This window comes from Kitasatospora sp. NEAU-69 (assembly GCF_057158765.1).
In genome coordinates, this window is the sequence record NZ_JBWXUE010000012.1 from 163,000 (window position 1) to 186,709 (window position 23,710).

23 protein-coding genes are annotated in these 23,710 nt (G+C 73.8%); 19 read left to right on the top strand and 4 right to left on the bottom strand.

Going from position 1 to position 23,710, the window contains the following annotated elements:
* Positions 1-34: 34 nt before the first annotated feature.
* Genes AC060L_RS16390 through AC060L_RS16405 form a run of 4 tightly spaced genes read left to right on the top strand, consistent with a single transcriptional unit; the run spans position 35 to position 4,482 of the window.
* Positions 35-403 carry a holo-ACP synthase gene (locus tag AC060L_RS16390; RefSeq protein ID WP_483799468.1) on the top strand — a complete coding sequence of 123 codons (369 nt, stop codon included), beginning with the start codon at positions 35-37 and terminating at the stop codon, positions 401-403.
* Between the two features lie 34 nt (positions 404-437).
* Complete coding sequence (locus AC060L_RS16395; RefSeq protein WP_483799469.1) at positions 438-1,946, top strand: NAD(P)H-hydrate dehydratase; 1,509 nt, start codon at positions 438-440, stop codon at positions 1,944-1,946.
* Positions 1,947-1,951: 5 nt separating this feature from the next.
* Positions 1,952-3,157 (top strand): alanine racemase, encoded by a 1,206-nt coding sequence (alr, locus tag AC060L_RS16400; protein WP_483799470.1) that lies wholly within the window; start codon positions 1,952-1,954, stop codon positions 3,155-3,157.
* A complete protein-coding gene (locus tag AC060L_RS16405; RefSeq protein ID WP_483799471.1) occupies positions 3,154-4,482 on the top strand; it encodes an alpha/beta fold hydrolase in 1,329 nt (442 codons plus the stop codon). Before alr ends, AC060L_RS16405 begins: the two co-directional genes overlap by 4 nt.
* 20 nt (positions 4,483-4,502) lie before the next feature.
* Here the strand turns inward: AC060L_RS16405 and AC060L_RS16410 are convergent, their stop codons facing one another.
* On the bottom strand, positions 4,503-5,846 hold the full coding sequence (locus AC060L_RS16410) for an LPXTG cell wall anchor domain-containing protein (protein ID WP_483799472.1): 1,344 nt from the start codon (positions 5,844-5,846) through the stop codon (positions 4,503-4,505).
* Positions 5,847-6,058: 212 nt separating this feature from the next.
* On the opposite strand from AC060L_RS16410, the gene tsaE reads away from it, so the two are divergent.
* Positions 6,059-6,634 carry a tRNA (adenosine(37)-N6)-threonylcarbamoyltransferase complex ATPase subunit type 1 TsaE gene (gene tsaE / locus AC060L_RS16415; RefSeq protein ID WP_483799473.1) on the top strand — a complete coding sequence of 192 codons (576 nt, stop codon included), beginning with the start codon at positions 6,059-6,061 and terminating at the stop codon, positions 6,632-6,634.
* Between the two features lie 96 nt (positions 6,635-6,730).
* Positions 6,731-6,979, top strand: a complete 249-nt coding sequence (locus tag AC060L_RS16420) for a hypothetical protein (protein WP_483799474.1) — start codon at positions 6,731-6,733, stop codon at positions 6,977-6,979.
* Here the strand turns inward: AC060L_RS16420 and AC060L_RS16425 are convergent.
* Positions 6,925-7,500, bottom strand: a complete 576-nt coding sequence (locus AC060L_RS16425) for a hypothetical protein (protein ID WP_483799531.1) — start codon at positions 7,498-7,500, stop codon at positions 6,925-6,927. The genes AC060L_RS16420 and AC060L_RS16425 overlap by 55 nt on opposite strands.
* Before the next feature lie 168 nt (positions 7,501-7,668).
* Here AC060L_RS16425 and tsaB point away from each other — a divergent pair, with 168 nt between their 5' ends.
* From tsaB to AC060L_RS16450, 5 genes are read left to right on the top strand one after another with little or no spacing between them, the layout of a single operon-like run.
* Positions 7,669-8,322 (top strand): tRNA (adenosine(37)-N6)-threonylcarbamoyltransferase complex dimerization subunit type 1 TsaB, encoded by a 654-nt coding sequence (tsaB, locus tag AC060L_RS16430; RefSeq protein WP_483799475.1) that lies wholly within the window; start codon positions 7,669-7,671, stop codon positions 8,320-8,322.
* 32 nt (positions 8,323-8,354) lie between these two features.
* Positions 8,355-8,885: a ribosomal protein S18-alanine N-acetyltransferase gene (gene rimI, locus AC060L_RS16435; protein ID WP_483799532.1), complete on the top strand. Its 531-nt coding sequence runs from the start codon at positions 8,355-8,357 to the stop codon at positions 8,883-8,885.
* The gene (tsaD, locus tag AC060L_RS16440) at positions 8,878-9,984 is read left to right on the top strand and encodes a tRNA (adenosine(37)-N6)-threonylcarbamoyltransferase complex transferase subunit TsaD (RefSeq protein ID WP_483799476.1); all 1,107 of its coding nucleotides are present in this window, start codon (positions 8,878-8,880) and stop codon (positions 9,982-9,984) included. The genes rimI and tsaD overlap by 8 nt, the downstream gene beginning before the upstream one ends.
* Positions 9,981-10,253, top strand: coding sequence for a hypothetical protein (locus AC060L_RS16445; RefSeq protein WP_483799477.1), 273 nt, complete (start codon positions 9,981-9,983; stop codon positions 10,251-10,253). Before tsaD ends, AC060L_RS16445 begins: the two co-directional genes overlap by 4 nt.
* 48 nt (positions 10,254-10,301) lie before the next feature.
* Positions 10,302-11,225, top strand: a complete 924-nt coding sequence (locus AC060L_RS16450; RefSeq protein ID WP_483799478.1) for a polysaccharide deacetylase family protein — start codon at positions 10,302-10,304, stop codon at positions 11,223-11,225.
* A 14-nt stretch (positions 11,226-11,239) separates the two neighbouring features.
* Here the strand turns inward: AC060L_RS16450 and AC060L_RS16455 are convergent, their stop codons facing one another.
* On the bottom strand, positions 11,240-12,415 hold the full coding sequence (locus tag AC060L_RS16455) for a class I SAM-dependent methyltransferase (protein ID WP_483799479.1): 1,176 nt from the start codon (positions 12,413-12,415) through the stop codon (positions 11,240-11,242).
* A gap of 214 nt (positions 12,416-12,629) precedes the next feature.
* Here AC060L_RS16455 and groES point away from each other — a divergent pair, with 214 nt between their 5' ends.
* The 3 genes from groES (at position 12,630) to AC060L_RS16470 (ending at position 15,836) form a co-directional block, all read left to right on the top strand.
* Positions 12,630-12,935 (top strand): co-chaperone GroES, encoded by a 306-nt coding sequence (gene groES, locus AC060L_RS16460; RefSeq protein WP_329564826.1) that lies wholly within the window; start codon positions 12,630-12,632, stop codon positions 12,933-12,935.
* A gap of 122 nt (positions 12,936-13,057) precedes the next feature.
* A complete protein-coding gene (gene groL / locus AC060L_RS16465) occupies positions 13,058-14,686 on the top strand; it encodes a chaperonin GroEL (protein WP_483799480.1) in 1,629 nt (542 codons plus the stop codon).
* A gap of 109 nt (positions 14,687-14,795) precedes the next feature.
* A complete protein-coding gene (locus AC060L_RS16470; protein ID WP_483799481.1) occupies positions 14,796-15,836 on the top strand; it encodes a LysR family transcriptional regulator in 1,041 nt (346 codons plus the stop codon).
* Between the two features lie 77 nt (positions 15,837-15,913).
* On the opposite strand, the gene AC060L_RS16475 is transcribed toward AC060L_RS16470, so the two are convergent.
* A complete protein-coding gene (locus tag AC060L_RS16475) occupies positions 15,914-16,228 on the bottom strand; it encodes a WhiB family transcriptional regulator (RefSeq protein WP_483799482.1) in 315 nt (104 codons plus the stop codon).
* A 511-nt stretch (positions 16,229-16,739) separates the two neighbouring features.
* Here AC060L_RS16475 and AC060L_RS16480 point away from each other — a divergent pair.
* The 5 genes from AC060L_RS16480 (at position 16,740) to AC060L_RS16500 (ending at position 23,706) form a co-directional block, all read left to right on the top strand.
* Complete coding sequence (locus AC060L_RS16480; protein WP_014136228.1) at positions 16,740-17,351, top strand: response regulator transcription factor; 612 nt, start codon at positions 16,740-16,742, stop codon at positions 17,349-17,351.
* 415 nt (positions 17,352-17,766) lie between these two features.
* A complete protein-coding gene (gene shbA, locus AC060L_RS16485) occupies positions 17,767-18,327 on the top strand; it encodes an RNA polymerase sigma factor ShbA (protein ID WP_483799533.1) in 561 nt (186 codons plus the stop codon).
* Positions 18,328-18,661: 334 nt separating this feature from the next.
* Positions 18,662-20,164, top strand: coding sequence for an IMP dehydrogenase (guaB, locus tag AC060L_RS16490; RefSeq protein ID WP_483799483.1), 1,503 nt, complete (start codon positions 18,662-18,664; stop codon positions 20,162-20,164).
* 180 nt (positions 20,165-20,344) lie between these two features.
* Positions 20,345-21,460: a GuaB3 family IMP dehydrogenase-related protein gene (locus AC060L_RS16495; RefSeq protein WP_483799484.1), complete on the top strand. Its 1,116-nt coding sequence runs from the start codon at positions 20,345-20,347 to the stop codon at positions 21,458-21,460.
* A gap of 239 nt (positions 21,461-21,699) precedes the next feature.
* Positions 21,700-23,706: a serine/threonine-protein kinase gene (locus AC060L_RS16500; protein WP_483799485.1), complete on the top strand. Its 2,007-nt coding sequence runs from the start codon at positions 21,700-21,702 to the stop codon at positions 23,704-23,706.
* Positions 23,707-23,710: the final 4 nt, after the last annotated feature.

Sequence of the window (23,710 nt, forward strand, 5' to 3'; positions counted from 1 at the left end):
CGCTGTGGCGCGGGGGACCGGTACCGTTTGCGGGGTGATCATCGGTGTGGGAATCGACGTCGCCTCGATCGAGCGCTTCGCCGCCTCGCTGGAGCGCACGCCCGGGATGCGCGGGCGGCTCTTCACCGCGGCCGAGCTGCTGCTGCCCTCGGGGAAACCGCGCGGCGCCGACTCGCTCGCGGCCCGGTTCGCGGCCAAGGAGGCGCTGGCCAAGGCGCTCGGCGCACCGGGTGGACTGGACTGGCTGGACGCCGAGGTCCGGAGCGAAACGTCGGGTCGGCCGACTTTGCACGTCACCGGCACGGTGGCGGCCCGCGCGGCGGAGCTCGGGGTGCGTAGCTGGCACCTCTCGCTGAGCCATGACGCGGGCGTGGCGTCGGCCGTGGTGATCGCTGAGGGGTAGCGCTTTTCGGAGGCTTCGCAGAGGGAGAGTGGGCATGCGTCAGGCACACACCGTCGAACAGATCCGGGCCGCCGAGGCGGAACTGGCCGGGCAGCCGCTGATGGACCGGGCGGTGGCCGGCCTGGCCGCCACCTGCGCGAAGCTGCTGACGGAGCGTCGCGGCCGGGTCTACGGCAGCCGGGTGCTGGTGCTGGCCGGCAGCGGCGCCAACGGCGGTGACGCGCTCTTCGCCGGCGCCCGGCTGGCCCGCCGCGGCGCCGCTGTGACCGCCGTGCTGCTCGATCCCGAACGCGCCCACCCGGCCGGGCTCGCGGCGCTGCGGGCGACGGGCAGTCAGGTGACCGTGAATCAGGAAGTCGGCCTGGCCGACTTCCGCCGCGCCGACCTGATCCTGGACGGGATCGTCGGCATCGGCGGCCAGGGTGGCCTGCGACCGGCCGCCGCGCCGTACGCGAGCGCCGAGCGGACCGGGCTGCTGGTCGCCGTGGACCTGCCGAGCGGGGTGGACGCCGACACCGGCGAGGTGCCCGCGGCCGCACTGCGGGCGGACGTCACGGTCACCTTCGGCACCTACAAGCCGGGGCTGCTGATCTCCCCGGGCGCCGAGTACGCCGGGGTCGTGCAGCTGGTGCCGATCGGGCTGCGGCCGCCCGCCGCGCCGGTCGAGGCGCTGCAACGGGCCGACCTCGCCGCGCTGCTGCCCCGCCCGTCGGCCGAGAGCGACAAGTACCGGCGCGGCGTGCTCGGCGTGCTGGCCGGCTCGGAGCGCTACCCGGGCGCCGGGCTGCTCACGGTGGCCGGTGCGCTGCACGGCGGCGCGGGCGCGATCCGCTACCAGGGACGGCCGCTGGAGCTGGTGGTCCGCCACCACCCGGAGGTGCTGCTGACCAATGGCCGGGTGCAGGCATGGGTGGTCGGTCCCGGCTCCGGCGACGACACCGCGGACGCGCTGGACGACGCGCTGGCGAGTGACGTGCCGGTGCTGGTGGACGCGGACGCGCTGACCGAGCTGGCCCGGCGCGGCCCGGCCGCGCTCGCCGGGCGGACCGCGCCCACGCTGCTCACCCCGCACGCGGGCGAGGCGGCCCGGCTGCTCGGCGGCACGCCGCCGGCCGAGCAGGTGGCGGCGACCCGGCTGCGCACCGCCCGCCAGCTGGCCGAGTGCTTCGGCGCCACGGTGCTGCTCAAGGGCTCCAGCACGGTCGTCGCCCGCCCGGACGGCGCCGCCCGGGTGAACCCGACCGGCACCCCGTGGCTGGCCACGGCCGGCAGCGGCGACGTGCTGGCCGGCCTGACCGGCGCCCTGCTCGCCGCCGGCCTCACCCCCTGGGACGCCGCCCCGGCCGGCGCCTACCTGCACGGCCTGGCCGCCCGCCTGGCCGCCACCGGCCGCGCCGGTCGCGCCGGTCGGGCCGATGAGCACCCGTACGCCCCGACCGGCGCCCCCGTGACCGCCGGGGAGGTGGCCGACGCGCTGCCGGACGCCTGGCGGCACGTCTGCGAGGGGGTCCGGCCGGGCGGTTCGACAAGTCTGGGAGACTGAGCGGGATGACAACTGCCAAGACGACCGGGACCACCATGCTCGCCGAAGGACAGCGCGCCGAGGCGACCATCGACCTGGCCGCACTGCGCGGCAACCTCGCCGCGCTGCGCGAGCGGGCGCCGAGTGCTGCACCGATGGCCGTGGTGAAGGCCGACGGCTACGGCCACGGCGCGCTGCCGTGCGCGCTGGAGGCGCTGGCCGCCGGCGTCCGCTGGCTCGGCACGGCCACGCCCGACGAGGCGCTCGCGCTGCGCGCCGCCGGCATCACGCCCGAGCAGGCCCGGATCCTGTGCTGGCTGTGGACCCCGGGCGGTCCCTGGGCGCAGGCGCTCCGCGCCGAGCTGGACATCTCGGTCAGTGGCCAGTGGGCGCTCGACGAGCTGCTCGCGGCCGTCCGGCAGACCGGCGTCCCGGCCCGGGTGCACCTCAAGGCCGACACCGGCCTGGGCCGCAACGGCTGCCAGCCGCACGACTGGCCCGACCTGGTGGACGCCGCGCTGCGGGCCCAGGCCGAGGGCCTGCTCCAGGTGGTCGGCCTCTGGTCGCACTTCGCCGCCGCCGACGAGCCCGGCCACCCGTCCATCCAGGCCCAGCAGGACGCGTTCGCGACCGCACTGGCCTACGCCGAGCGGGCCGGCGTGCGCCCCGAGGTCAGGCACCTGGCCAACTCGCCCGCGACCCTGCTGCTGCCGGGCTCGCACTACGACCTGGTCCGCACCGGCCTCGCGATGTACGGGCTGTCGCCGGTGCCCGAGGTCGGCGGCCCGGCGGACTTCGGCCTGCGCCCGGTGATGTCGCTGACCGCGCGGCTCGCGCTGGTCAAGCGGGTCCCCGGAGGCCACGGCGTCAGCTACGGCCACCACTACGTGACGCCCGGCGAGACCACGCTGGGCCTGGTCCCGGTCGGTTACGCCGACGGCATCCCGCGGCACGCCAGCGGCGCCGGCCCGGTGCAGATCGGCGGCAAGTGGCGTACGGTGGCCGGCCGGGTCGCGATGGACCAGTTCGTCGTGGACCTCGGCGGTGACACCCCGCCGATCGGCGAGGAGGCGCTGCTCTTCGGCAACGGCGAGCGCGGCGAGCCGACCGCGGAGGACTGGGCCAGGGCGGCCGGCACCATCGCGTACGAGATCGTCACCCGGCTCGGCTCCCGGGTCCCGCGCCGCTACGTCGGCGGGACCCAGGGCTACGCCGGCGGGACGTACGGGTGACCGAGGCGGGCGGCCTGGCGAAGGTGAACCGGGCCGGGCTGATCGGCCTGTCGCTCGGCGTGGTCGCCGCCGGCGCCGCGGCGGGCGTCGCGATCGACCGGCTCACCGTCGGCCGGGCCACCCGCCGCCGGGCCCGCGCGGAGCTGGACGCCGCCGCGCCGTTCGGCTCGCTGCGCGGCCGCCCGCGCACCGTGGCCGGGCCGGACGGCACGGCGCTGTACGTCGAGGTGGACGCCGCCGAGTCGGTCACCGGCGCGCCCGACACCGACCGGCACGGCTGGTTCGCCCGGCGCCCGGCCGGCACCGACGCGGCGCCGGTGGACCGCACCGGCCTGCCCTCGCTGCTCGGCGGCCCCGAGGCGCTCAGGCCGCTCAGCTTCAACCCGGCCGGGCCGGACGGCGAACCGCTCACCGTCGTCTTCTGCCACGGCTACTGCCTCAACCAGGACGCGTTCCACTTCCAGCGCGCCGCACTGCGCGCCGGCGTACCGGACGGCCTGCGGCTGGTCTTCTGGGACCAGCGCAGTCACGGCCGTTCCGAGCGCTCCCGCTCCTACCTGGCCGGCCGTCCGGCCAGCATCGACGAGCTCGGCGGAGACCTCAAGGCGGTGCTCGACGCGGTCGCGCCGACCGGCCCGCTGGTGCTGGTCGGCCACTCGATGGGCGGCATGACCGTGATGGCGCTCGCCGACCAGCACCCCGAACTCTTCCGCGACCGGATCGCGGGCGTCGCGCTGATCGGCACCATGGCCGGCGACTGGGACTCGGTGAACTTCGGCCTGCCGCCGGCCGGCATGAAGCTCTGGCGCCGGGTCGGCCCTGGCGTGCTGAAGCTGCTGGGCAGTCAGGTCGGCCTGGTCGAGGCCACCCGGCGATTCGGCGCCGACTTCGCCGCGGTCTTCTACCGGTGGTTCTCGTTCGGCGCGAAGGACGTGGACCCGGCGGTCGCGCGGTTCGCCGAGCAGCTGCTCGACAGCACCCCGATCGACGTGGTCGCCGAGTTCTACCCGGTCTTCAGCGCACACGAGAAGACCGCGGCGCTGGCCGCACTGCGTGACCTCCCGGTGCTGGTCCTGGCCGGCACCGGCGACCTGCTCACCCCCGCGGCCCACAGCGAGGCGATCGCCCGCGCGTTGCCGGACGCCGACCTGGTGCTGCTGCCGCAGGCCGGGCACCTGGTGCAGCTGGAGCGCCCGGCCGAGGTCAACCGGCAGCTGGCCGTACTCCTGGGCCGCGCCGCCGAGCACGCGGGCGCGGCCCCGCTCCCGCCCGCCCTGCGCGACCTCGCCGAACGCCCCGGGGAGGACGACCTCCCCGGGGCGTGACGGGCCAGACGCCAACCGCGTCAGGCGTGGCTGCCGCCCTTGTTACGGCGGCGCAGCACGACGAGCACGCCGCCGCCGAGCGCGAGCGCGGCCGCGCCGGTCAGCGCGATCGGCAGGCTGTCGCTGCCGCCACCGGTGGAGGCGAGCGAGGAGCCGCCGGCCTTGGTCGGGGTGGCGCTGCCGCCACCGGTCGAGCCGGCGGCGCTGAACAGTGCGGGGTGCGCCTGCTCGGCGGCCTTGGCCGCGACGACCACGGCGGGCGCCGGCGCGCTGACCGTGCCGGCCGCGCTGGTCGCGCTCGCGACCGGCGCGGGGACGCTGGTCGGCATGGCGGTCGGGAGGCTGCCCGGGATGGTGTTGGTCGGCGCCGGCGACCCGTTCGACGGACCGCTCGGCGTGCCGGTGGCGGCGGCGCCGATCGCGAAGAACCCGCCGCTTCCGCCGTGCGTCAGGGCGGTCGGGTTCCCGTCCGCGTCGACCAGCGTCGCCGGTGCGGCGGCGTCCAGGAAGCCGGTGCCGAACACGGTGCCCGCCGCGAGCGACAACCGCATCTTGATCTCCACCGCCGCGCCGGCCGGCAGGTAGAGCCAGCCGTCGTCGGTGTCGTCACCGACGGCGACCTGGTAGGAGCCCACATCGGCCTGCTCGGTGCTGGTGGCGCTGTGCCAGACACCGTGATCGTCCTGGACCTCGAACTTCTGCAGCTTCGGGTTCAGGTCGCCATCGCCGAACACCCGGCCCACCACGGCCACCGGACGGGTGACCGCGTCGCTCGGGCCGGGGTTGGTGATGGTCATGGTGAACTCGACCGGCTGGCCGCCGGGGACCACCGGGCCGCCGGGCAGGCCCCGGGGGTTGGGGGTGCCGTCCTGCACGTACGGGAACGTCACCGTCGGCCACTGGGACTGCGGGGCGTCCGGCAGGCTGCTGGACGGCGAGGAGGTCGGCGCCACGGACGGGCTGCCGCTCGGCGAGGCGACCGGGGAGCCGTTGCCGGTGCCCGGCGAGGTGTCGCCACTCGGCGACGGGTTGCCCGGGGACGGGCTCGCCGAGCCGGACGGGTTGGTCGGCGCGGACGTCGGCGAGTTCGCCGGGTTGACCGGGCCGCCCGAGACCGGCGGCGTCCAGGTGCCCGTGGTGCTGCTGGCGGACGGCCCCGGCGAGTAGCCGCCGGACGGCGACGCCGTGCCGCAGCTGCACGGGGACGGCGAGGCGCTGCTCCACGGGGAGGCGCTGCTCGACGGCGCGGGCGTGGCCACCGGCGACGGCGACCCGCTCGCGGCGACGGCGCTCGGCGCGGCGATCGCCGCCAGCGCCGCGGCGCCGCCGAGTACGGACACGGCTGCGGCAAGGCGCAGCTTCATGGGGACCCCCGATGAACCGAAAGTTCGTCATGCGACTCGTGCGCATGATCAGCACGGACCATAGACCCGGCCGGGAGGAGCCGCGCAGGGGCCCCCACCACATCGTCGGTGTACAGAACGGACATCCTCGTTGGAAGCGGACGAAGCGGCACCCCGCCCGGATGTGGCACCGTTGGCACACACCCGGCGGAGCAGAGGAAGCCAGAGGAACCATGGGCGCGCACACCACACTCACCGTCCCCAACCCCGAGCGGATGACCGAGCTCGGGCGGCGGCTGGCCGGCCTGTTGCGGCCGGGCGACCTGGTGCTGCTCTCCGGCGAGCTGGGCGCCGGGAAGACCACGATGACCCGGGGGCTCGGGGCGGGCCTGGGCGTGCGCGGGGCGGTCACCTCGCCGACCTTCGTGATCGCCCGGGTGCACCCGTCGCTGGTCGGCGGGCCGGCGCTGGTGCACGTGGACGCGTACCGGCTGGGCGGTGGGCTGGACGAGATGGAGGACCTCGACCTCGACGTGTCGCTGCCGGAGTCGGTGGTCGTCGTCGAGTGGGGCGAGGGGAAGGTCGAGGACCTCTCCGAGGACCGGCTGGAGATCCGGATCGAGCGGGCGCTGGGCGGTGAGGCGCAGAGTGAGGCGCAGAGTGAGGCGCAGAGTGAGGCGCAGAGTGAGGCGCAGGGTGAGACGCAGGAGAACGACAGCGATCCGCGCCGGGTCTCGCTGACCGGTCTCGGCCCGCGCTGGGACGGCGCCGGTCTGGAGGCACTCGACGTTGACTCGGTCGACGCCTGACGCTTCCCGACGCGCTGTCGGCAAGATGTTGCGGGCCCGGTCGCGGGCGTGATGGGATGGGCTTTGCAGTTAGGTGTGCCTAACTAGGGAGGCGCAATGCCGAGCAGCACCCCCGTGACCGAGGAGTCCCGCGAGCCCGCCGAGCCGGGCGCGATGCACCGGCTGCTGGCCGCCACCGCCGCCGCGGCGGCCGTCTGCACGCCACCGGCGCCGGGCGAGCCGGACGGTCCCGTGACCGAACGGTCCGCGGCCGGTCAGGCGGCTGGGCAGGCAGCCCGCCAGCCGGCCCGTCAGGCGACCACGGTCACCCGGGTTCCGGTCGGCGCGAAGTCCCAGAGCGTCTGACCGTCGGCGCGGCTCGCCCGGATGCCGCCGGTGCGGACCTTCGGGTCGACCGCCGGCGTCGAGCCGTCCACGGCCGCGCTGAAGCCGAAGACCGTGCCGGCCTGCTGGGTGAACCGCACCACGTGCTCGACCGGGCGCCCGTCGGTGCCGTTGGTGGCGGCCGAGCGGCTGTACACCGTGTAGTTGCCCGGTGCCGGGTTGGCCGAGCCGGGCTCGACCGTGAACGCGGCCGTCACCTGCGGGTCCTTGTGCGGATCGACCAGCCAGATCTGCTTGGCGCTGATCGAGTAGACCACCCGGCGCACCGCCGAGCTGCCGGCGGCGGCCGGCAGCGCCGGCACCGTCGGGCTGGGCGAGGCGCTCGGCGAGGGCTCGGCAGGGGTGCCGGTGGCGGCGCTCGCGGTGGGCAGCGGCCGGGCCACCGCGATCCTGCGCTCGGCGCCGCTGGCCTGCGCCGTGAGCAGGCCGACCACGGCGAGCGCGCCCAGGGTCAGACCGGTGACCACGACGCCCGGTCCCATCTTCGGCACGGCTGCTCCTGTCTTCCGCGGATCTCCCTCGGGGCCGGAACCTGGCCGAGGGCCGTCGGGCCCATCGTGCCAGGTTCCGGGCCCCGCTCAGGGACGGCGCGAACGTGTGTTCCGTAAGGGGACAAAAGGTCGGCTCCGGCGACCCTCTAACCTGGACCCGTGCTGCTGCTCGCGTTCGACACCGCTACCCCCGCCGTCACCGCCGCCGTCCACGACGGCTCGACCGTCCTGGCGCAGACCTATCAGGTCGATGCCCGGCGCCACGGCGAACTGCTGCTGCCCGCGATCGGCCAGGTGCTGGCCGAGGCGGGCGTGGACAAACGTGAGCTGACGGCGCTGGCGGTCGGCGTCGGCCCGGGGCCGTACACCGGCCTGCGGGTCGGCCTGGTCACCGCCGCCGCGCTCGGCCACGCGCTCGACCTGCCGGTGCACGGCGTCTGCACGCTGGACGCGATCGCGCACCAGGCCCGCGCCGAGGGGCTCACCGGCCCGTTCACCGCGGCCACCGACGCGCGGCGCAAGGAGGTCTACTGGGCCGACTACGACGCCGACGGCCGCCGGGTGGCCGGACCGTCGGTGGACCGGCCCGGCGACCTGACGGTCCGCCCGGTCTCGGTCGGCGCCGGCGCGCTGCTCTACCCCGAGGCCTTCCCCGGCGGGCGCGGCCCCGAGCACCTGTCGGCCGGCGCGCTGGCCGACTTCGCGGTCATCGAGCTCGCCGCCGGCCGGGAGCTGCTGCCGAACAAGCCGCTCTACCTGCGCCGCCCGGACGCCCAGGTGCCGGCCGGCTACAAGGCGGTGCTGCCGGCGTGACCGCGACCGCGCAGCGGACCACGCTGCGCCCGATGCGCTGGTGGGACATCGAACCGGTGATGGAGCTGGAACTGCGGCTCTTCCCCGACGACGCCTGGTCGCGCGGCATGTACTGGTCCGAGCTGGCCGAGGCGCACCCCGGCGGCACCCGTCACTACACGGTGGCCGCCACCGCCGACGGCACGATCGTCGGCTACGCCGGTCTGATGGCGATCGGCGACGAGGGCGACGTGCAGACCATCGCCGTGGACGACCGCCACCAGGGCCGGGGACTGGGCACCGTGCTGCTCACCGACCTGGTCGAGGAGTCGGTCCGGCGCGGCTGCGCCGAACTGCTGCTGGAGGTGCGGATCGACAACCTCCGCGCCCAGCGGCTCTACGAGCGCTTCGGCTTCGAGCCGGTCGGCATCCGGCGCGGCTACTACCAGCCGGCCAACGTCGATGCGCTGGTGATGCGCCTGGACCACGAGCGCGCGGCCGACGAGCGCACGGACCACGAGCGCTCGGCCGACGCGCACCTGGACCACCCGAACGAGAACGAGACCGAGGAAGACCATGGCTGACGAACCGCTCGTCCTGGGCATCGAGACCTCCTGCGACGAGACCGGCGTCGGCATCGTGCGCGGCACCACGCTGCTCGCCGACGCGGTGGCCTCCAGCGTCAACGACCACGCGCGGTTCGGCGGGGTGGTCCCGGAGATCGCCAGCCGGGCCCACCTGGAGGCGATGGTCCCGACCATCCAGCGCGCGCTGGACACCGCCGGCATCAAGGGCAGCGATCTGGACGGCATCGCGGTCACCGCCGGGCCCGGCCTGGCCGGTGCGCTGCTCGTCGGCGTGAGCGCGGCGAAGGCGTACGCCTGGGCGCTCGACAAGCCGCTGTACGGGGTCAACCACCTCGCCTCGCACATCTGCGTGGACCAGCTGGAGCACGGCCGGCTGCCCGAGCCGACGATGGCGCTGCTGGTCTCCGGCGGCCACTCCTCGCTGCTGCTGACCACCGACATCACCTCCGACGTCCGCCCGCTCGGCGCGACCATCGACGACGCGGCCGGCGAGGCCTTCGACAAGGTGGCCCGGGTGCTCGGCCTCGGCTTCCCCGGCGGTCCGGTGGTGGACCGGATGGCCCGTGAGGGCGACCGGAAGGCGATCCGGTTCCCGCGCGGCCTGAGCGGCCCGAAGGACCCGGCGTACGACTTCTCGTTCTCCGGCCTGAAGACCGCGGTCGCCCGCTGGGTGGAGGCCAAGCGGCGGGCCGGCGAGGAGGTGCCGGTCGCCGACGTCGCGGCGTCGTTCCAGGAGGCGGTCACCGACGTGCTGACCCGCAAGGCGATCAAGGCGTGCCAGGAGAACGGCGTCGACCACCTGATGATCGGCGGCGGCGTGGCGGCCAACTCCCGGCTGCGCGCGATGGCCGAGCAGCGTTGCGAGCGGGCCGGCATCCGGCTGCGGGTGCCGCGCCCCGGCCTGTGCACGGACAACGGCGCGATGGTCGCGGCGCTCGGCGCGGAGATGGTCTGGCGCGGCCGGCCCGCCTCGGCGCTGCACCTGTCGGCCGACTCCTCGCTGCCGGTCACCGAGGTCTCGGTGCCCGCGGAGTCCGTCGCGCACGGGGACGTGCACGGCGAGGCGTACCGCGCGCTGAACGGTGGCCAGGCGTGACCGAGGCCGCGATGTGGGAGGCCAAGGCGGCCGACGGGCGGGGCGCCGAACTGCTCGGCTGGGCCCGCGAGCACGCCGTCCCGGCGCTGGCGGTCGCGGGGGCCGAACGGGTCGAGCTGTTCAGCGCGTCGGGTGACCGCGTGCTGCTGATCAGCTGGTGGCCCGAGGGAGCGGAGCAGCTCGCGCCGCCCGAGCCGCCGGCCGGCCTGCTGGCCCGGCCGGTGCACCGCTGGGCGTTCACGAGCGAGTACGTGGCCGGGGCACGGTAGCGTTCCGGTTGCAGAACTGATCGAACCTCAGGCGGGGAGCACGGCGCGGTGAAGACGTACCAGAGGGGCCGGGCCACGGCGTACACGGCGGGTGCGCTGGCGCTGCTCGCGCTGGTCACCGGCTGCAGCGGCGCCGGGGGCGCGAAGGCCGCCGCCGGCGCCCCGCCGCAGGCCGACACGCCGGCTGTCGCACCGTCAGGCGGCGCCACGCCGTCCGCCGTGCCGTCCGCCGCGGCACCCTCGGCGTCGGCGTCGGCCGGCGCGTCACCGTCGGCCGCCGCCTGGGCCAAGTGGCAGCTCCAGCCGCTGCCCGCCGCTCCGCCGCCGCCCGCCGACAAGCCGGTCAAGCTGACCGCGAGCGGCACCGTCCCGGTGATCAGCGACATCCCCACCAAGGACAAGGTGGTCTTCGTGACCATCGACGACGGTGAGGAGAAGGACCCGAAGTTCATCGAGATGATGAGCGACCTGAAGGTCCCGGTCACGATGTTCCTGATGGACGACGCGATCAAGAACGACTACGACTACTTCAAGCCGCTCCAGGCCGCCGGCAACCACATCCAGAACCACACGCTGCACCACCCGGCGATGAGCACCAAGTCCGCCGCCGTGCAGAAGAACGAGGTCTGCGGCGACCAGCAGGTGCTGACCAAGCAGTACGGCGCCGCGCCGTTCCTGTTCCGCCCGCCGTACGGCGACGGCGCGAACAGCGCGACGCTGAACACCGCCGTCCAGGAGTGCGGCCCGCGTGCGGTCGTGCTGTGGCGCGAGAGCATGCAGATCCACGACATGCAGTACCAGGCCGCCGACAAGAAGCTGAAGCCCGGCGACATCATCCTGGCGCACTTCCGCGGCCCGAAGGACCTCAAGGGCGAGACGATGACCCAGATGTTCGGCGAACTGCTCAGCCGGATCCAGGAACAGGGCTTCGCGGTGGCGCGGCTGGAGGACTACATCCAGCCGCCGGCCTGACCGGACCCGCAGGACTACGCCGGGGCCTCGCGCCCCAGCAGCATCATCGGAGCCGTCCCGATCCGGGTGAGCACGACCACCGCCGAGTTCGCCCCTTCGGGGCGCAGCTTCTTCCGCAGCTCGTCCGGCTCCACCGCGAAGCCGCGCTTCTTGATCACCACCGTGCCGACCTGCCGCTCGCGCAGCAGTGCCTTGAGCTTCTTGACGTTGAACGGCAGCACGTCGGTCAGCTCGTACGCGCTGGCGTACGGGGTGGGGGTGAGCCGGTCGCTGGTCAGGTACGCGATGTGCGGGTCGAGCAGCGTCGCGCCGCCGAGCTGCTCGGCGACCTCGGCGACCAGGTGGGCGCGGATCACCGCGCCGTCGGGCTCGTAGAGGTAGCGGCCGACCGGGCCGGCCGGCGGGTCGGCCAGCCGGCCGCCGCCGAGCGTGTGCGGGCCGGGCAGCAGCGTGGCGCGGTGCGGCTCGGCGGGGTCGGCGCCGGTGCCGAACCAGAGGACGGCCTCCTTGACGTCGCCGCCGTCCGAGACCCACTCGGCCTCGGCGTCCTCGGGAACCGCCTCGTGCGGGATCCCGGGGGCCACCTTGAGCGCGCCGAACCGGGTGGCGCGGCCGGCGCCGATCGCCCAGGAGAGCGGCGGGGAGTACGCCTCCGGGTCGAAGATCCGGCCCCGCGAGCCGCGCCGGGCGGGGTCGGTGAAGACCGCGTCGAAGCCGTCCAGCGCGATCTCGGTGACGTCGGCGCAGCGCACCTCGATCAGCTCGGCGAGGCCGAGCGCCGCCGCGTTGGCGGTGGCGACCGCGCAGGTCAGCGGGTCCCGATCGACGGCGAGCACCGAGATCCCGGCGCGGGCCAGCGCGATCGCGTCGCCCCCGATGCCGCCGCACAGGTCGGCCAGGCGGCGCACCCCGAGCGCCGCGAAGCGCTGCGCGCGCCACTGCGCGACGGTGCGCCGGGTGGCCTGCTCGACGCCGTTGGCGGTGAAGTACATCCGCTCGGCGTCGTCCCCGAACTTGGCCCGGGCCCGCTGGCGCAGCCGCTCCTGGCCGATCGCCGCGGAGACCAGCTCGGCCGGGTGCTCGCGGCGCAGCCTGGTGGCCACCGCCAGTTCGTCGCCGGCGGTGAATCCGCGCAGCTCGGCCAGCAGGTCCTGGCCCCGGTCGGTCAGCAGTTCCTCGAAGATCTCCACCCCGCCATTATTCGCTGTAGTCGGAATCCTCTGGCGCGCCGTTGGCACTCTGGTTGACTGAGTGCTAACCGCGGCCTATGGTCGTTCTTGGCACTCACCCCAGGGGGAGTGCTAATCGCGACAACACCGGTCTGACCCCCGCGACGGCAGGCCGAACGTTGTCGCTCACCATGCCTGTTAGACAACCCCGTAATCTCCGAAGGGGAACTCGGACGTGACCACCGCCAGCAAGGTTGCCATCAAGCCGCTTGAGGACCGCATCGTGGTCCAGCCGCTCGACGCCGAGACCACCACGGCCTCCGGCCTGGTTATCCCGGACACCGCCAAGGAGAAGCCCCAGGAGGGCGTTGTCCTGGCCGTCGGCCCGGGCCGCTTCGAGGATGGTCAGCGGCTGCCGCTCGACGTCGCCGTCGGCGACGTCGTCCTGTACTCCAAGTACGGCGGCACCGAGGTGAAGTACAAGGGCGAGGAGTACCTCGTCCTCTCGGCTCGCGACGTTCTCGCCATCGTCGAGAAGTAAGCAGTCCTTGGCGGACCCCGGTCCGCCACCTCGCCCGCCCCGGATTCCGTGTCACCAGTGACCGGGGCCCGGGGCGCGCTTGTTGGCTCACGTAAAGCTGATATCCCCAAGGAAACGGAACCATGGCGAAGATCCTGAAGTTCGACGAGGACGCCCGCCGCTCGCTCGAGCGCGGCGTGAACAAGCTGGCCGACACCGTCAAGGTGACCATCGGTCCCAAGGGCCGCAACGTCGTCATCGACAAGAAGTTCGGCGCCCCGACGATCACCAACGACGGTGTGACCATCGCCCGCGAGGTCGAGCTCGACGACCCGTACGAGAACCTCGGCGCGCAGCTGGTCAAGGAGGTCGCCACCAAGACGAACGACGTCGCGGGTGACGGCACCACCACCGCCACCGTGCTGGCCCAGGCCCTGGTCAACGAGGGTCTGCGCAACGTCGCCGCCGGTGCCGGCCCGGCCGGGCTGAAGAAGGGCATCGACAAGGCCGTCGCCGCCGTCTCCGAGCACCTGCTCTCGGTCGCCCGCGAGATCGAGGGCAAGGAGGACGTCGCCGCCGTCGCGTCGCTGTCCGCCCAGGACCCGCAGGTCGGCGAGCTGATCGCCGAGGCGATCGACAAGGTCGGCAAGGACGGTGTCATCACCGTCGAGGAGTCGAACACCTTCGGCGTGGAGCTGGACTTCACCGAGGGCATGCAGTTCGACAAGGGCTACCTGTCGCCGTACTTCGTCACGGACCAGGAGCGCCAGGAGGCGGTCCTGGAGGACCCGTACATCCTGATCAACCAGGGCAAGATCTCCTCGATCCAGGAGCTGCTGCCGCTGCTGGAGAAGATCCTGCAGGGTGGCGCCTCGAAGCCGCTGCTGATCATCGCCGAGGACGTGGACGGCGAGGCGCTGTCCACCCTGGTGGTCAACAAGATCCGCGGCACCTTCAACGCGGTCGCCGTCAAGGCCCCGGGCTTCGGTGACCGCCGCAAGGCGATCCTGGGCGACCTGGCCACCCTGACCGGTGCCACCGTCATCTCCGAGGAGGTCGGTCTCAAGCTGGACCAGGCCGACCTCGGTGTGCTGGGCAGCGCCCGCCGCGTGACCATCACCAAGGACGAGACCACCGTCGTTGACGGTGCCGGCGACCACGAGGCCGTCGCGGGCCGCGTCGCCCAGATCAAGGCCGAGATCGCCAACACCGACTCGGACTGGGACCGCGAGAAGCTCCAGGAGCGCCTGGCCAAGCTGGCCGGTGGCGTCTGCGTGATCAAGGTCGGCGCTGCCACCGAGGTCGAGCTGAAGGAGCGCAAGCACCGCCTGGAGGACGCCATCTCGGCGACCCGTGCCGCGGTCGAGGAGGGCATCGTCGCCGGTGGTGGCGCCTCGCTCATCCACGCCCAGAAGGTGCTGGACGGCGGCCTGGGCCTGACCGGCGACGAGGCCACCGGTGTTGCCGTGGTCCGCAAGGCGCTGGCCGAGCCGCTGCGCTGGATCGCCCAGAACGCCGGCCTGGAGGGTTACGTCATCACCTCCAAGGTCGCCGAGCTGGAGATCGGCCAGGGCTACAACGCCGCCACCGGCGAGTACGGCGACCTGGTGAAGGCCGGCGTCATCGACCCGGTCAAGGTCACCCGCTCCGCGCTGGAGAACGCCGCTTCGATCGCCTCCCTGCTGCTCACCACCGAGACCCTCGTGGTGGAGAAGAAGGAGGAGGAGCCGGAGGCCGGTCACTCGCACGGCGGCCACGGCCACTCGCACTGACGCATCCGGCGCCGACGCATCCGTCGGTTCCCCGCAGGCCCGGTCCTCCCGCTTCGGCGGGGGAGCCGGGCCTGCGGCGTTCCCGGGGTGAGCGCGTACGGTGGGGCGCATGATCGAGGCTCGTCATCTCCGTGTCCTGCGCGCCGTGGCCCGGACCGGGTCGTTCTCCGCGGCGGCACGCGAGCTGGGGTGCACCCAGCCGGCGGTGAGCCAGCAGATGAAGGCGCTGGAGAAGGCCGTGCAGCTGCCGCTGGTGGTGCGGGCCGGGCGCGGGATGCAGCTCAGCGAGGCCGGTGAGGTGCTGCTGAAGCACGCGTCGGGGATCCTGGCCGGGCTGAGCGCCGCCGAGCAGGAGGTGGCGGCGATCGCCGGGCTGCGGGCCGGGCGGGTGCGGCTGGTGTCGTTCCCGACCGCGAGCTCGACGCTGGTGCCGTCCGCTGTCGCCCGGCTGCGGGGCGCCCATCCGGGGGTCCGCGTGTCGCTGGTGGAAGCCGAACCGCCGGAGTCGCTGGCGATGCTGCGCGGCGGCGAGTGCGAGATCGCGCTGGCCTTCCGCTATCCGAACCAGCCGGACGCGGCCACGGGGGCCACTGGGGCCGCTGGAGCCACTGCGGCTGCCGGGGCCGCCCCCGTGCACGGCGTCTCCCGGGCCGCGCGCGCCGAGGCGGTGCTGGCCGCGGCCGAGACCGCGGCGGCCGGCGACTGGTCCGACCTGGTGGTGCGACCGCTGCTGGACGACCCGCTGGTCGGCCTGCTGCCGGTCGGCCACCCGCTGGCCGACCGCGACGAGCGGCGCCCGGCCGAGCTGGCCGAGCTCGCGGGGGAGCAGTGGATCGCGGGGTGCCCGCAGTGCCGCGGGCACCTGGTGGAGCTCTGCGCGGGCGCCGGCTTCGAGCCGCGGATCGACTTCGCGACCGACGACTACCCGGCCGTGGTCGGTCTGGTGGCGGCCGGACTCGGGGTCGCGGTGCTGCCGCGGCTGGCGCTTGCGGCGGTCCGCCAGGACGGGATCGCGGCGGTGCCGGTGCACGCCGGGCCGGCCGGCCCCGCACGGCGCGAGGTGGTGGCGCTGACGCTTCCGGAGCTGGCCGAGGTGCCGGCCGTCGCGCTCATGCTGGACCGGCTCGCCGAGGTGGCGGCCGGTCGCTGACGGACCTGACCGGCCGTCGGCGTGTCGCCGAAGAAGCGCGGGAAGAAACGTTTCTTCAGACCGATGCCGCCGACCGGTTACTGACGGACGCCCAGCGGCACCTCGATCAGCCGGTTGCGCGAGCGGCCCTGCAGTTCCTCGCGCTCGTCCTCGGTCAGCCCGCCCCAGACGCCGTACGGCTCGCGGACGGCCAGCGCGTGCGCCGCGCACTCGGTCCTGACCGGGCAGCGCATGCAGACCTCCTTCGCGCTCTGCTCGCGTGAGCTGCGGGCCGCGCCGCGTTCGCCCTCGGGGTGGAAGAACAGCGAGCTGTCCACGCCGCGGCAGGCGGCGGAGAGCTGCCAGTCCCACAGGTCCGCGTTCGGGCCGGGGAGTCGGGAGAAATCTGCCATGGCTCGTTCCCTTCGGTGAGGCTTCGGCGCCTTCCCCGTGCCGGGCCGGCGGGGCAGCGGTCCGGCGACCGCTCGGCGAGGCGACGAGGCGCCGGGATGGACACCTGGAAATATGACTTACGGCGACCTACGGGACAAGTCACCCACAGAGTGGCACAACAGTCAATGATCGTACAAAGGCCATGAAAACGGACTAACCAGTCCATACTCATGCGAGTCGCGCTACGGCAATCGGGTGGCCGTGGGCGTCGGGCAGGCGCTCGTGACCGCCCGGTCCGCGGCGGCGGCAGGCCGTACTCCGGCGTGCACGGCGTGCGCCCACCGCGCACCAGCTGCGGAAAAGAGCAGCCTCTGCCCCGCGATGCGGCTGATCCGTAATGGGTTGGCCACGTACAGTGGTGGAGATGGCCCTGAAGGCCGTAACTCATTCGAGTGACGGTCGTTGGAAGTGCGGAGAGTTCGTACCAGCCAGGAGGCTCAACGTGACGCGGATCAGCTGCGGAGGACGGTCATGACTTCCGTTCTCGTTTGCGACGATTCACCGCTCGCCCGGGAAGCGCTGCGCCGCGCGGTGGCGACCGTGCCGGGCGTGGACCGGGTGACCACGGCGACGAACGGTGAGGAGGTCCTCCGACGCTGGGTGGCCGACCGCTCCGATCTCGTCCTGATGGATGTCCGGATGCCCGGCCTCGGCGGCGTCGAGACGGTCCGGCGGCTGCTGTCCGCCGATCCGGGCGCCCGGATCATCATGCTCACCGTCGCCGAGGACCTCGACGGCGTGGCGCTCGCGGTGGCCGCCGGCGCCCGCGGCTACCTGCACAAGGACGCCTCGCGGGCCGAGCTGCGGGCCACCGTCACCCAGGCGCTGGCCGACCCGACCTGGCGCCTGGCGCCGCGTCGGCTGCGCAGCCCCGACATGGGCGCGGCGCCGACCCTGACGGCCCGTGAGATCCAGGTGCTGGAGGGGATGAGCCACGGCCGCAGCAATGCGGAGATCGGCCGCGAGCTCTTCCTCTCCGAGGACACCGTGAAGACGCACGCCCGCCGGCTCTTCAAGAAGCTCGGTGCCTCGGACCGCGCGCACGCGGTGGCGCTCGGCTTCCGCTGGGGCCTGGTCCGCTGAACGGTCGGCCGACCGTTCGACCGAGCGTTCAACTGCGGCGGCCCGGCAGCCCCCTGGGGCGCCCCTTCCTCCCGGTGGCGGGGGCGGGGGCGCGCCGTTTTCCCGGGGATCGGCGGGCAAATGGCGGTTGGTCCGGGCGAGGCATAGGCCGTTCCGCCCCCGAGGCTGCACCATGGAGGAGTGGAGCGCGGCGACGGTGGGAACGGGCGACGGTGGGAACGGGGGCGGGTCGGTGGCGGATAACGTTCCGGTGCACAAGTCCGGACGCGGTGCGACGTTTTCCGGCGCGACCAGGCACCATGGACCGATGCGTGACGACGAGGCCGCCGAAGCGGGCGCTGTGCAGCCGGACGGTGCCGACCGTGCCGGTCCGTCGGCGCGCGGCCGCCGGTCCGGTCCGAGCGGCACCTCGCCGATGGTCGCCGAGCTGGTGGCCGGCGCGGTGCGCGGCGAGGCACCGGCCACCGACGCGCTGCTCGCCTACGTGCACCCGCTGGTGCTGCGCTACTGCCGCGGCCGGCTGGTCCGGCTGCCCGGCGGTGCCCGGCACCATGTGGACGACGTGGCCCAGGAGGTCTGCGTCGCGGTGCTCTGCGCGCTGCCGCGCTACCGGGACGAGGGGCGCCCGTTCGAGGCCTTCGTCTTCAGCATCGCGGCGCACAAGATCGCGGATCTGCAGCGGGCCGCGATGCGTGGGCCCGGTTCGACGGTGATCCCGCCGGACGACCTGCCGGAGGTGCCCGACGAGGCGCTCGGCCCCGAGGAGCGCGCACTGCTGAGCAGCGACGCGGCCTGGATGCGCGAGCTGCTCTCCAACCTGCCGGCCCGTCAGCGCGAGCTGGTGCTGTTGCGGATCGCGGCCGGCCTCTCGGCCGAGGAGACCGGCGAGATGCTCGGCATGTCGCCCGGCGCGGTCCGGGTCGCCCAGCACCGGGCGCTCAGCCGGCTGCGCGCGCTCGCCGAGGAGTCGGCGTAGCCGTCCGGTCCGGGTAGCCGTCGGGTCGGGTGCCCGGTTGTGGAATGGGTCACGATGCGCCGGTGCTGTCAAGAGGACGCGACGCCGTCATCCGCAGCACCAGTACCATGGGGTATCGGCGCCTGGACAGGTCGCCAAAGATCCGCACGTGCGAGCGGTGTTTTCTTGTACGTTCCTCCAGTGCGGTGCTTCTGGTGTCCTGGCCTGTGCCGGTGAGCGCGCGGGTGTGAGGAGGCCGTCACCACGGCCCAGCCACCCGGCAGAGCGACAACGCGCCCCGACCCCGCACGGGCGCGTCCTATCGACCGGCCGGCCACGGGAAGGTATCCCCACCATGTCTTACAACGCTGCAGGCGTACCCGAGAAGTTCGCGATGCTCGGGCTGACGTACGACGACGTCCTGCTGCTGCCCGGTGCGTCCTCCGTGCTGCCGAACGCGGTGTCCACCGCCTCCCGGGTCTCGCGCAACGTCCGGGTGAACGTCCCGCTGCTCTCCGCGGCGATGGACAAGGTCACCGAGGCGCGGATGGCGATCGCGATGGCCCGCCAGGGCGGCGTCGGCGTGCTGCACCGCAACCTCTCGATCGAGGACCAGGCCAACCAGGTCGATCTGGTGAAGCGCTCCGAGTCCGGCATGGTCACCGACCCGATCACGGTCGGCCCCGAGACCACGCTCGGCGAGGCCGACGCGCTCTGCGCGAAGTTCCGGATCAGCGGTGTGCCGATCGCGGACCCGGACGGCAAGCTGCTGGGCATCGTGACCAACCGCGACATGGCCTTCGAGTCGAACCGCGACATCAAGGTCCGCGAGATCATGACCCCGATGCCGCTGATCACCGGCAAGGTCGGCATCTCCGGCGAGGACGCCATCGCCCTGCTGCGCCGGCACAAGATCGAGAAGCTCCCGCTGGTCGACGACGAGGGCCGGATCAAGGGCCTGATCACGGTCAAGGACTTCGTCAAGGCCGAGAAGTACCCGCAGGCGGCGAAGGACGCCGAGGGCCGGCTGCTGGTCGGCGCGGCCGTCGGTGCCAGCCCCGAGGCGTTCGACCGGGCCCAGGCCCTGGTCGAGGCCGGCGTGGACTTCCTGGTGGTGGACACCTCGCACGGCCACAACAGCAACGCGCTGGAGTGGATGGCCAAGATCAAGTCGGCGGTCGGCGTGGACGTCGTCGGCGGCAACGTCGCGACCCGTGACGGCGCCCAGGCGCTGATCGACGCCGGCGTGGACGGCGTGAAGGTCGGCGTCGGCCCGGGCTCGATCTGCACCACCCGCGTGGTGGCCGGCATCGGCGTCCCGCAGGTGACCGCGATCTACGAGGCGGCCGTGGCCTGCCGGGCGGCCGGCGTGCCGGTGATCGGTGACGGCGGCCTGCAGTACTCCGGCGACATCGGCAAGGCGCTCGCCGCCGGTGCCGACACGGTGATGCTCGGCTCGCTGCTGGCCGGCTGCGAGGAGTCGCCGGGCGAGCTGCTCTTCATCAACGGCAAGCAGTTCAAGTCCTACCGCGGTATGGGCTCGCTGGGCGCCATGCAGTCGCGCGGCCAGGCCAAGTCCTTCTCCAAGGACCGCTACTTCCAGGGCGAGGTCAGCTCCGACGAGAAGCTGATCGCCGAGGGCATCGAGGGCCAGGTGCCCTACCGCGGCCCGCTTTCGGCCGTGCTCTACCAGCTGGTCGGCGGCCTGCGCCAGACCATGGGCTACGTCGGTGCCGCCACCGTCGAGGAGATGGAGAGCAAGGGCCGGTTCGTCCGGATCACCTCGGCGGGCCTCAAGGAGAGCCACCCGCACGACATCCAGATGACGGTCGAGGCGCCGAACTACACCAGCCGCTGATCCCAGTCGCTGAGCCCACCCGCTGAGCCCTGTCCGGGGTCGGCCCCGGGCGCCGCGCGCCGCACGAAGCCCCGCCCACCGCAGCCGTCAGGCCGCGGTGGGCGGGGCTTCGTGCGCGTCACGGCCCGGCGTCCGGGATACTGGGGGGCGATTGTGCAGCAAGCAGCAGAGAGGCTCGAAGTGACTGAGATCGAGATCGGGCGAGGCAAGCGCGGCCGCCGGGCGTACTCCTTCGACGACATCGCCGTCGTCCCCAGCCGCCGGACCCGGGACCCGAAGGAGGTCTCGATCGCCTGGCAGATCGATGCCTACCGCTTCGAGCTGCCGTTCCTGGCGGCCCCGATGGACAGCGTGGTCTCACCCGCGCAGGCGATCGCGATCGGCCGGCTCGGCGGCCTCGGGGTGCTCAACCTGGAGGGTCTGTGGACCCGCTACGAGGACCCGCAGCCGCTGCTCGACGAGATCGCCGCGATCGGTGACGAGGCCGCCGCGACCCGCCGCCTCCAGGAGATCTACGCCGCGCCGATCCAGGCCGAGCTGATCAAGCAGCGGATCAAGGAGGTGCGCGACTCCGGTGTGGTCACCGCCGCCGCGCTCTCCCCGCAGCGCACCGCGGAGTTCTCCAAGGCGGTCGTGGACGCCGGCGTCGACGTCTTCGTGATCCGCGGCACCACGGTCTCCGCCGAGCACGTCTCGGGCGCGGCCGAGCCGCTGAACCTGAAGCAGTTCATCTACGAGCTGGACGTCCCGGTGATCGTCGGCGGCTGCGCCACCTACACCGCGGCCCTGCACCTGATGCGCACCGGTGCGGCCGGCGTGCTGGTCGGCTTCGGCGGCGGCGCGGCGCACACCACCCGCAACGTGCTCGGCATCCAGGTCCCGATGGCGACCGCCGTCGCGGACGTGGCCGCCGCCCGCCGCGACTACATGGACGAGTCCGGCGGCCGCTACGTGCACGTGATCGCGGACGGCGGCGTCGGCTACAGCGGCGACCTGGCCAAGGCGGTCGCCTGCGGCGCCGACGCCGTGATGATCGGTGCCGCGCTGGCCCGGGCCACCGACGCGCCGGGCAAGGGCTTCCACTGGGGCATGGAGGCGGTGCACGAGGAGCTGCCGCGCGGCAAGCGCGTCGACCTCGGCACGGTCGGCACCACCGAGGAGATCCTGACCGGCCCCTCGCACACCCCCGACGGCACGATGAACCTGTTCGGCGCGCTGCGCCGTGCGATGGCCACCACCGGCTACTCGGAGCTCAAGGAGTTCCAGCGGGTCGAGGTGACGGTCAGCCACCGCTGACCGTTCGTGAGCTGACCGACCTTCAGCCGCCCGGGGCCCCGCCGTTCGAACGGCGGGGCCCTTGGTGTCGGTCCGGCCGCCGGCGGCGGTTTCCGGCCATGCGCCGGGGAATTCCAGGGGTCGAGTGAACAACCGCCGCAGGCACAGGGGATGATGGAGGCTTCACCGTCGGGCGACGTGGGCAGCGCGAGCCGACGGTTCGTCACCCGACCGGCAGCAGCACATGGGGGAACGCCCGAATGACCCAGCCGCAGGGCACTTCCGGACGCGTCCTGGCCGACCGCTACCGGCTCGACTCGGTTCTCGGCAGCGGCGGCATGGGCACCGTCTGGCGAGCCGAGGACGAGATGCTCGGCCGGATCGTCGCGGTGAAGGAACTGCGGATGCACGGCGGCGTGGACGAGGACGAGAAGCACCGGCTGATCGTTCGCACCCTGCGCGAGGCCAAGGCCACCGCCCGGATCCGGCACGCCGCCGCGGTCACCGTCTTCGACGTGGTCGAGGAGGACGACCGCCCGTGGATCGTGATGGAGCTGGTGGACGGCCGCTCGCTCGCCGAGGTGGTCAAGCAGGACGGCCCGGTGGCGCCGGCCCGCGCCGCCGAGATCGCGCTCGAGCTGCTCGGGGTGCTCTGCGCCGCGCACAGCCACGGGATCCTGCACCGCGACGTCAAGCCGTCCAACGTGCTGATCGGCGAGGACGGCCGGGTGGTGCTGACCGACTTCGGCATCGCCAGCGTGGAGGGGGACACCTCGGTCACCTCGACCGGCATGCTGGTCGGCGCGCCCTCGTACATCTCGCCGGAGCGGGCGCGCGGCCAGAAGCCCGGGCCGCCGGCCGACCTCTGGTCGCTGGGCGGCACGCTCTACGCCATGGTCGAGGGCAAGCCGCCCTACGACCGGGGTTCGGCGCTGGCCACGCTCACCGCCGTGATGACCGAGGAACTGCCGCCGCCGCCGAACGCCGGGCCGCTGCGCCCGGTGATCGAGGGGCTGCTGGAGAAGGACCCGGCGAAGCGGCTCGACGCCTCGACGACCCGGTCGATGCTGAAGCGGATCATCGCCGACGCGACCTCGCGCGCCGAGTCCACGACGATGCTGGCCGTCCCGGCGAAGGCCGAGGAGGCGAAGGCCGGGAAGGCGGCGACGGCGGCGAACCCCGCAGAGGCGGCTGCCGCTGCCGCTGCGCCGGAGGTCGGCCCGGCCGACGTCCGGCGGGAGCGGCCACGGCCCGGGCTCGGGCTGAACACCGTCCGGGTCGGCAGCAAGGCCGCCGCCCCTGCCGCCCCCGTCGCCCCTGCCACCGCCGAGCCGGCGCCCGTATCCGCGCCCGACCCGGCCGCGGCGGCGGTGCCGCCGCAGTCGAACGGCGGCTGGACGAGCAGCGCGACGCTCGGCGCCGCCGCCCGCTGGTCGCGCAAGCGACAGCTGCTGGCCGCGGTGGTCGTGGTGCTGCTGCTGCTCGCCGGAGCCTTCTGGCTGGTCCAGGGCACCGGTGCCAGTTCCACCGACGGCATCGCGACCGGGACCGGCACCGGCAGCTCGGCCGGCCACGGCGCGCCGGCGCTCGCCCCGGTCTCGGCGTCCATACCCGGCACCGCCTCGGCACCGGCCGCCGCCCCGGCGGCGAGCAGCGCGGCCGCGAGCGCGGGGGCGGCGCCGGCTTCGCCCGCTGCCTCGGCGTCCGCGAGCAGCCCGTCGGCGAGCGCCAGCGCCAGTGCCAGTGCCAGCGTGAGTGCGAGCGCCAGCGCGAGTGCCAGTGCGAGCGCGAGCGCGAGTGCGTCCGCCTCGCCGAGCGTTCCGGCCGGGTACCAGAGCTACAAGGACCCGTCCGGCTTCAGTTTCCTGTTGCCGCAGTGGCTGAGCTACGACGCCTCGTTGTCCACGGACAGCAGCCACGTCTTCAACGGCAGCAACGGCGTCCGGCTGCAGGTCGACTGGACCAACACGCCCGGCCCGAGCGCGGTCGGCGCCTGGCAGGACCACGAGCCGGGAGTGGCCGCCGGCCTCAGCAACTATCAGCAGCTCCAGCTCAAGCAGGTCACCTACCGGCAGTGGTCCAACGCCGCCGACTGGGAGTGGACCTTCGGCTCCGGCACCAAGATGCACTCGCTGAACCGCGGCTTCGTCACCGACGCCACGCACGGTTATGCGATCTACTGGACCGCACCCGACGCGGCGTGGAACACCGACCAGCTCGTTCAGGCCCGCACGAACGTCTTCGACAGCTTCCAGCCCGCGCCCTGAGCGC

Excerpts from the sequence above, each read along its gene's own strand:
- rimI (WP_483799532.1), top strand. The coding sequence starts at position 8,355 with ATGCGCTGGTGGGACATCGAACCGGTGATGGAGCTGGAACTGCGGCTC.
- AC060L_RS16480 (WP_014136228.1), top strand. The coding sequence starts at position 16,740 with ATGACTTCCGTTCTCGTTTGCGACGATTCACCGCTCGCCCGGGAAGCG.
- AC060L_RS16475 (WP_483799482.1), bottom strand. The coding sequence starts at position 16,228 with ATGGCAGATTTCTCCCGACTCCCCGGCCCGAACGCGGACCTGTGGGAC.
- AC060L_RS16395 (WP_483799469.1), top strand. The coding sequence starts at position 438 with ATGCGTCAGGCACACACCGTCGAACAGATCCGGGCCGCCGAGGCGGAA.
- shbA (WP_483799533.1), top strand. The coding sequence starts at position 17,767 with ATGGTCGCCGAGCTGGTGGCCGGCGCGGTGCGCGGCGAGGCACCGGCC.
- guaB (WP_483799483.1), top strand. The coding sequence starts at position 18,662 with ATGTCTTACAACGCTGCAGGCGTACCCGAGAAGTTCGCGATGCTCGGG.
- AC060L_RS16410 (WP_483799472.1), bottom strand. The coding sequence starts at position 5,846 with ATGAAGCTGCGCCTTGCCGCAGCCGTGTCCGTACTCGGCGGCGCCGCG.
- AC060L_RS16500 (WP_483799485.1), top strand. The coding sequence starts at position 21,700 with ATGACCCAGCCGCAGGGCACTTCCGGACGCGTCCTGGCCGACCGCTAC.
- tsaD (WP_483799476.1), top strand. The coding sequence starts at position 8,878 with ATGGCTGACGAACCGCTCGTCCTGGGCATCGAGACCTCCTGCGACGAG.
- AC060L_RS16425 (WP_483799531.1), bottom strand. The coding sequence starts at position 7,500 with ATGGGACCGGGCGTCGTGGTCACCGGTCTGACCCTGGGCGCGCTCGCC.
- groL (WP_483799480.1), top strand. The coding sequence starts at position 13,058 with ATGGCGAAGATCCTGAAGTTCGACGAGGACGCCCGCCGCTCGCTCGAG.
- AC060L_RS16470 (WP_483799481.1), top strand. The coding sequence starts at position 14,796 with ATGATCGAGGCTCGTCATCTCCGTGTCCTGCGCGCCGTGGCCCGGACC.
- tsaE (WP_483799473.1), top strand. The coding sequence starts at position 6,059 with ATGGGCGCGCACACCACACTCACCGTCCCCAACCCCGAGCGGATGACC.
- alr (WP_483799470.1), top strand. The coding sequence starts at position 1,952 with ATGACAACTGCCAAGACGACCGGGACCACCATGCTCGCCGAAGGACAG.
- AC060L_RS16420 (WP_483799474.1), top strand. The coding sequence starts at position 6,731 with ATGCCGAGCAGCACCCCCGTGACCGAGGAGTCCCGCGAGCCCGCCGAG.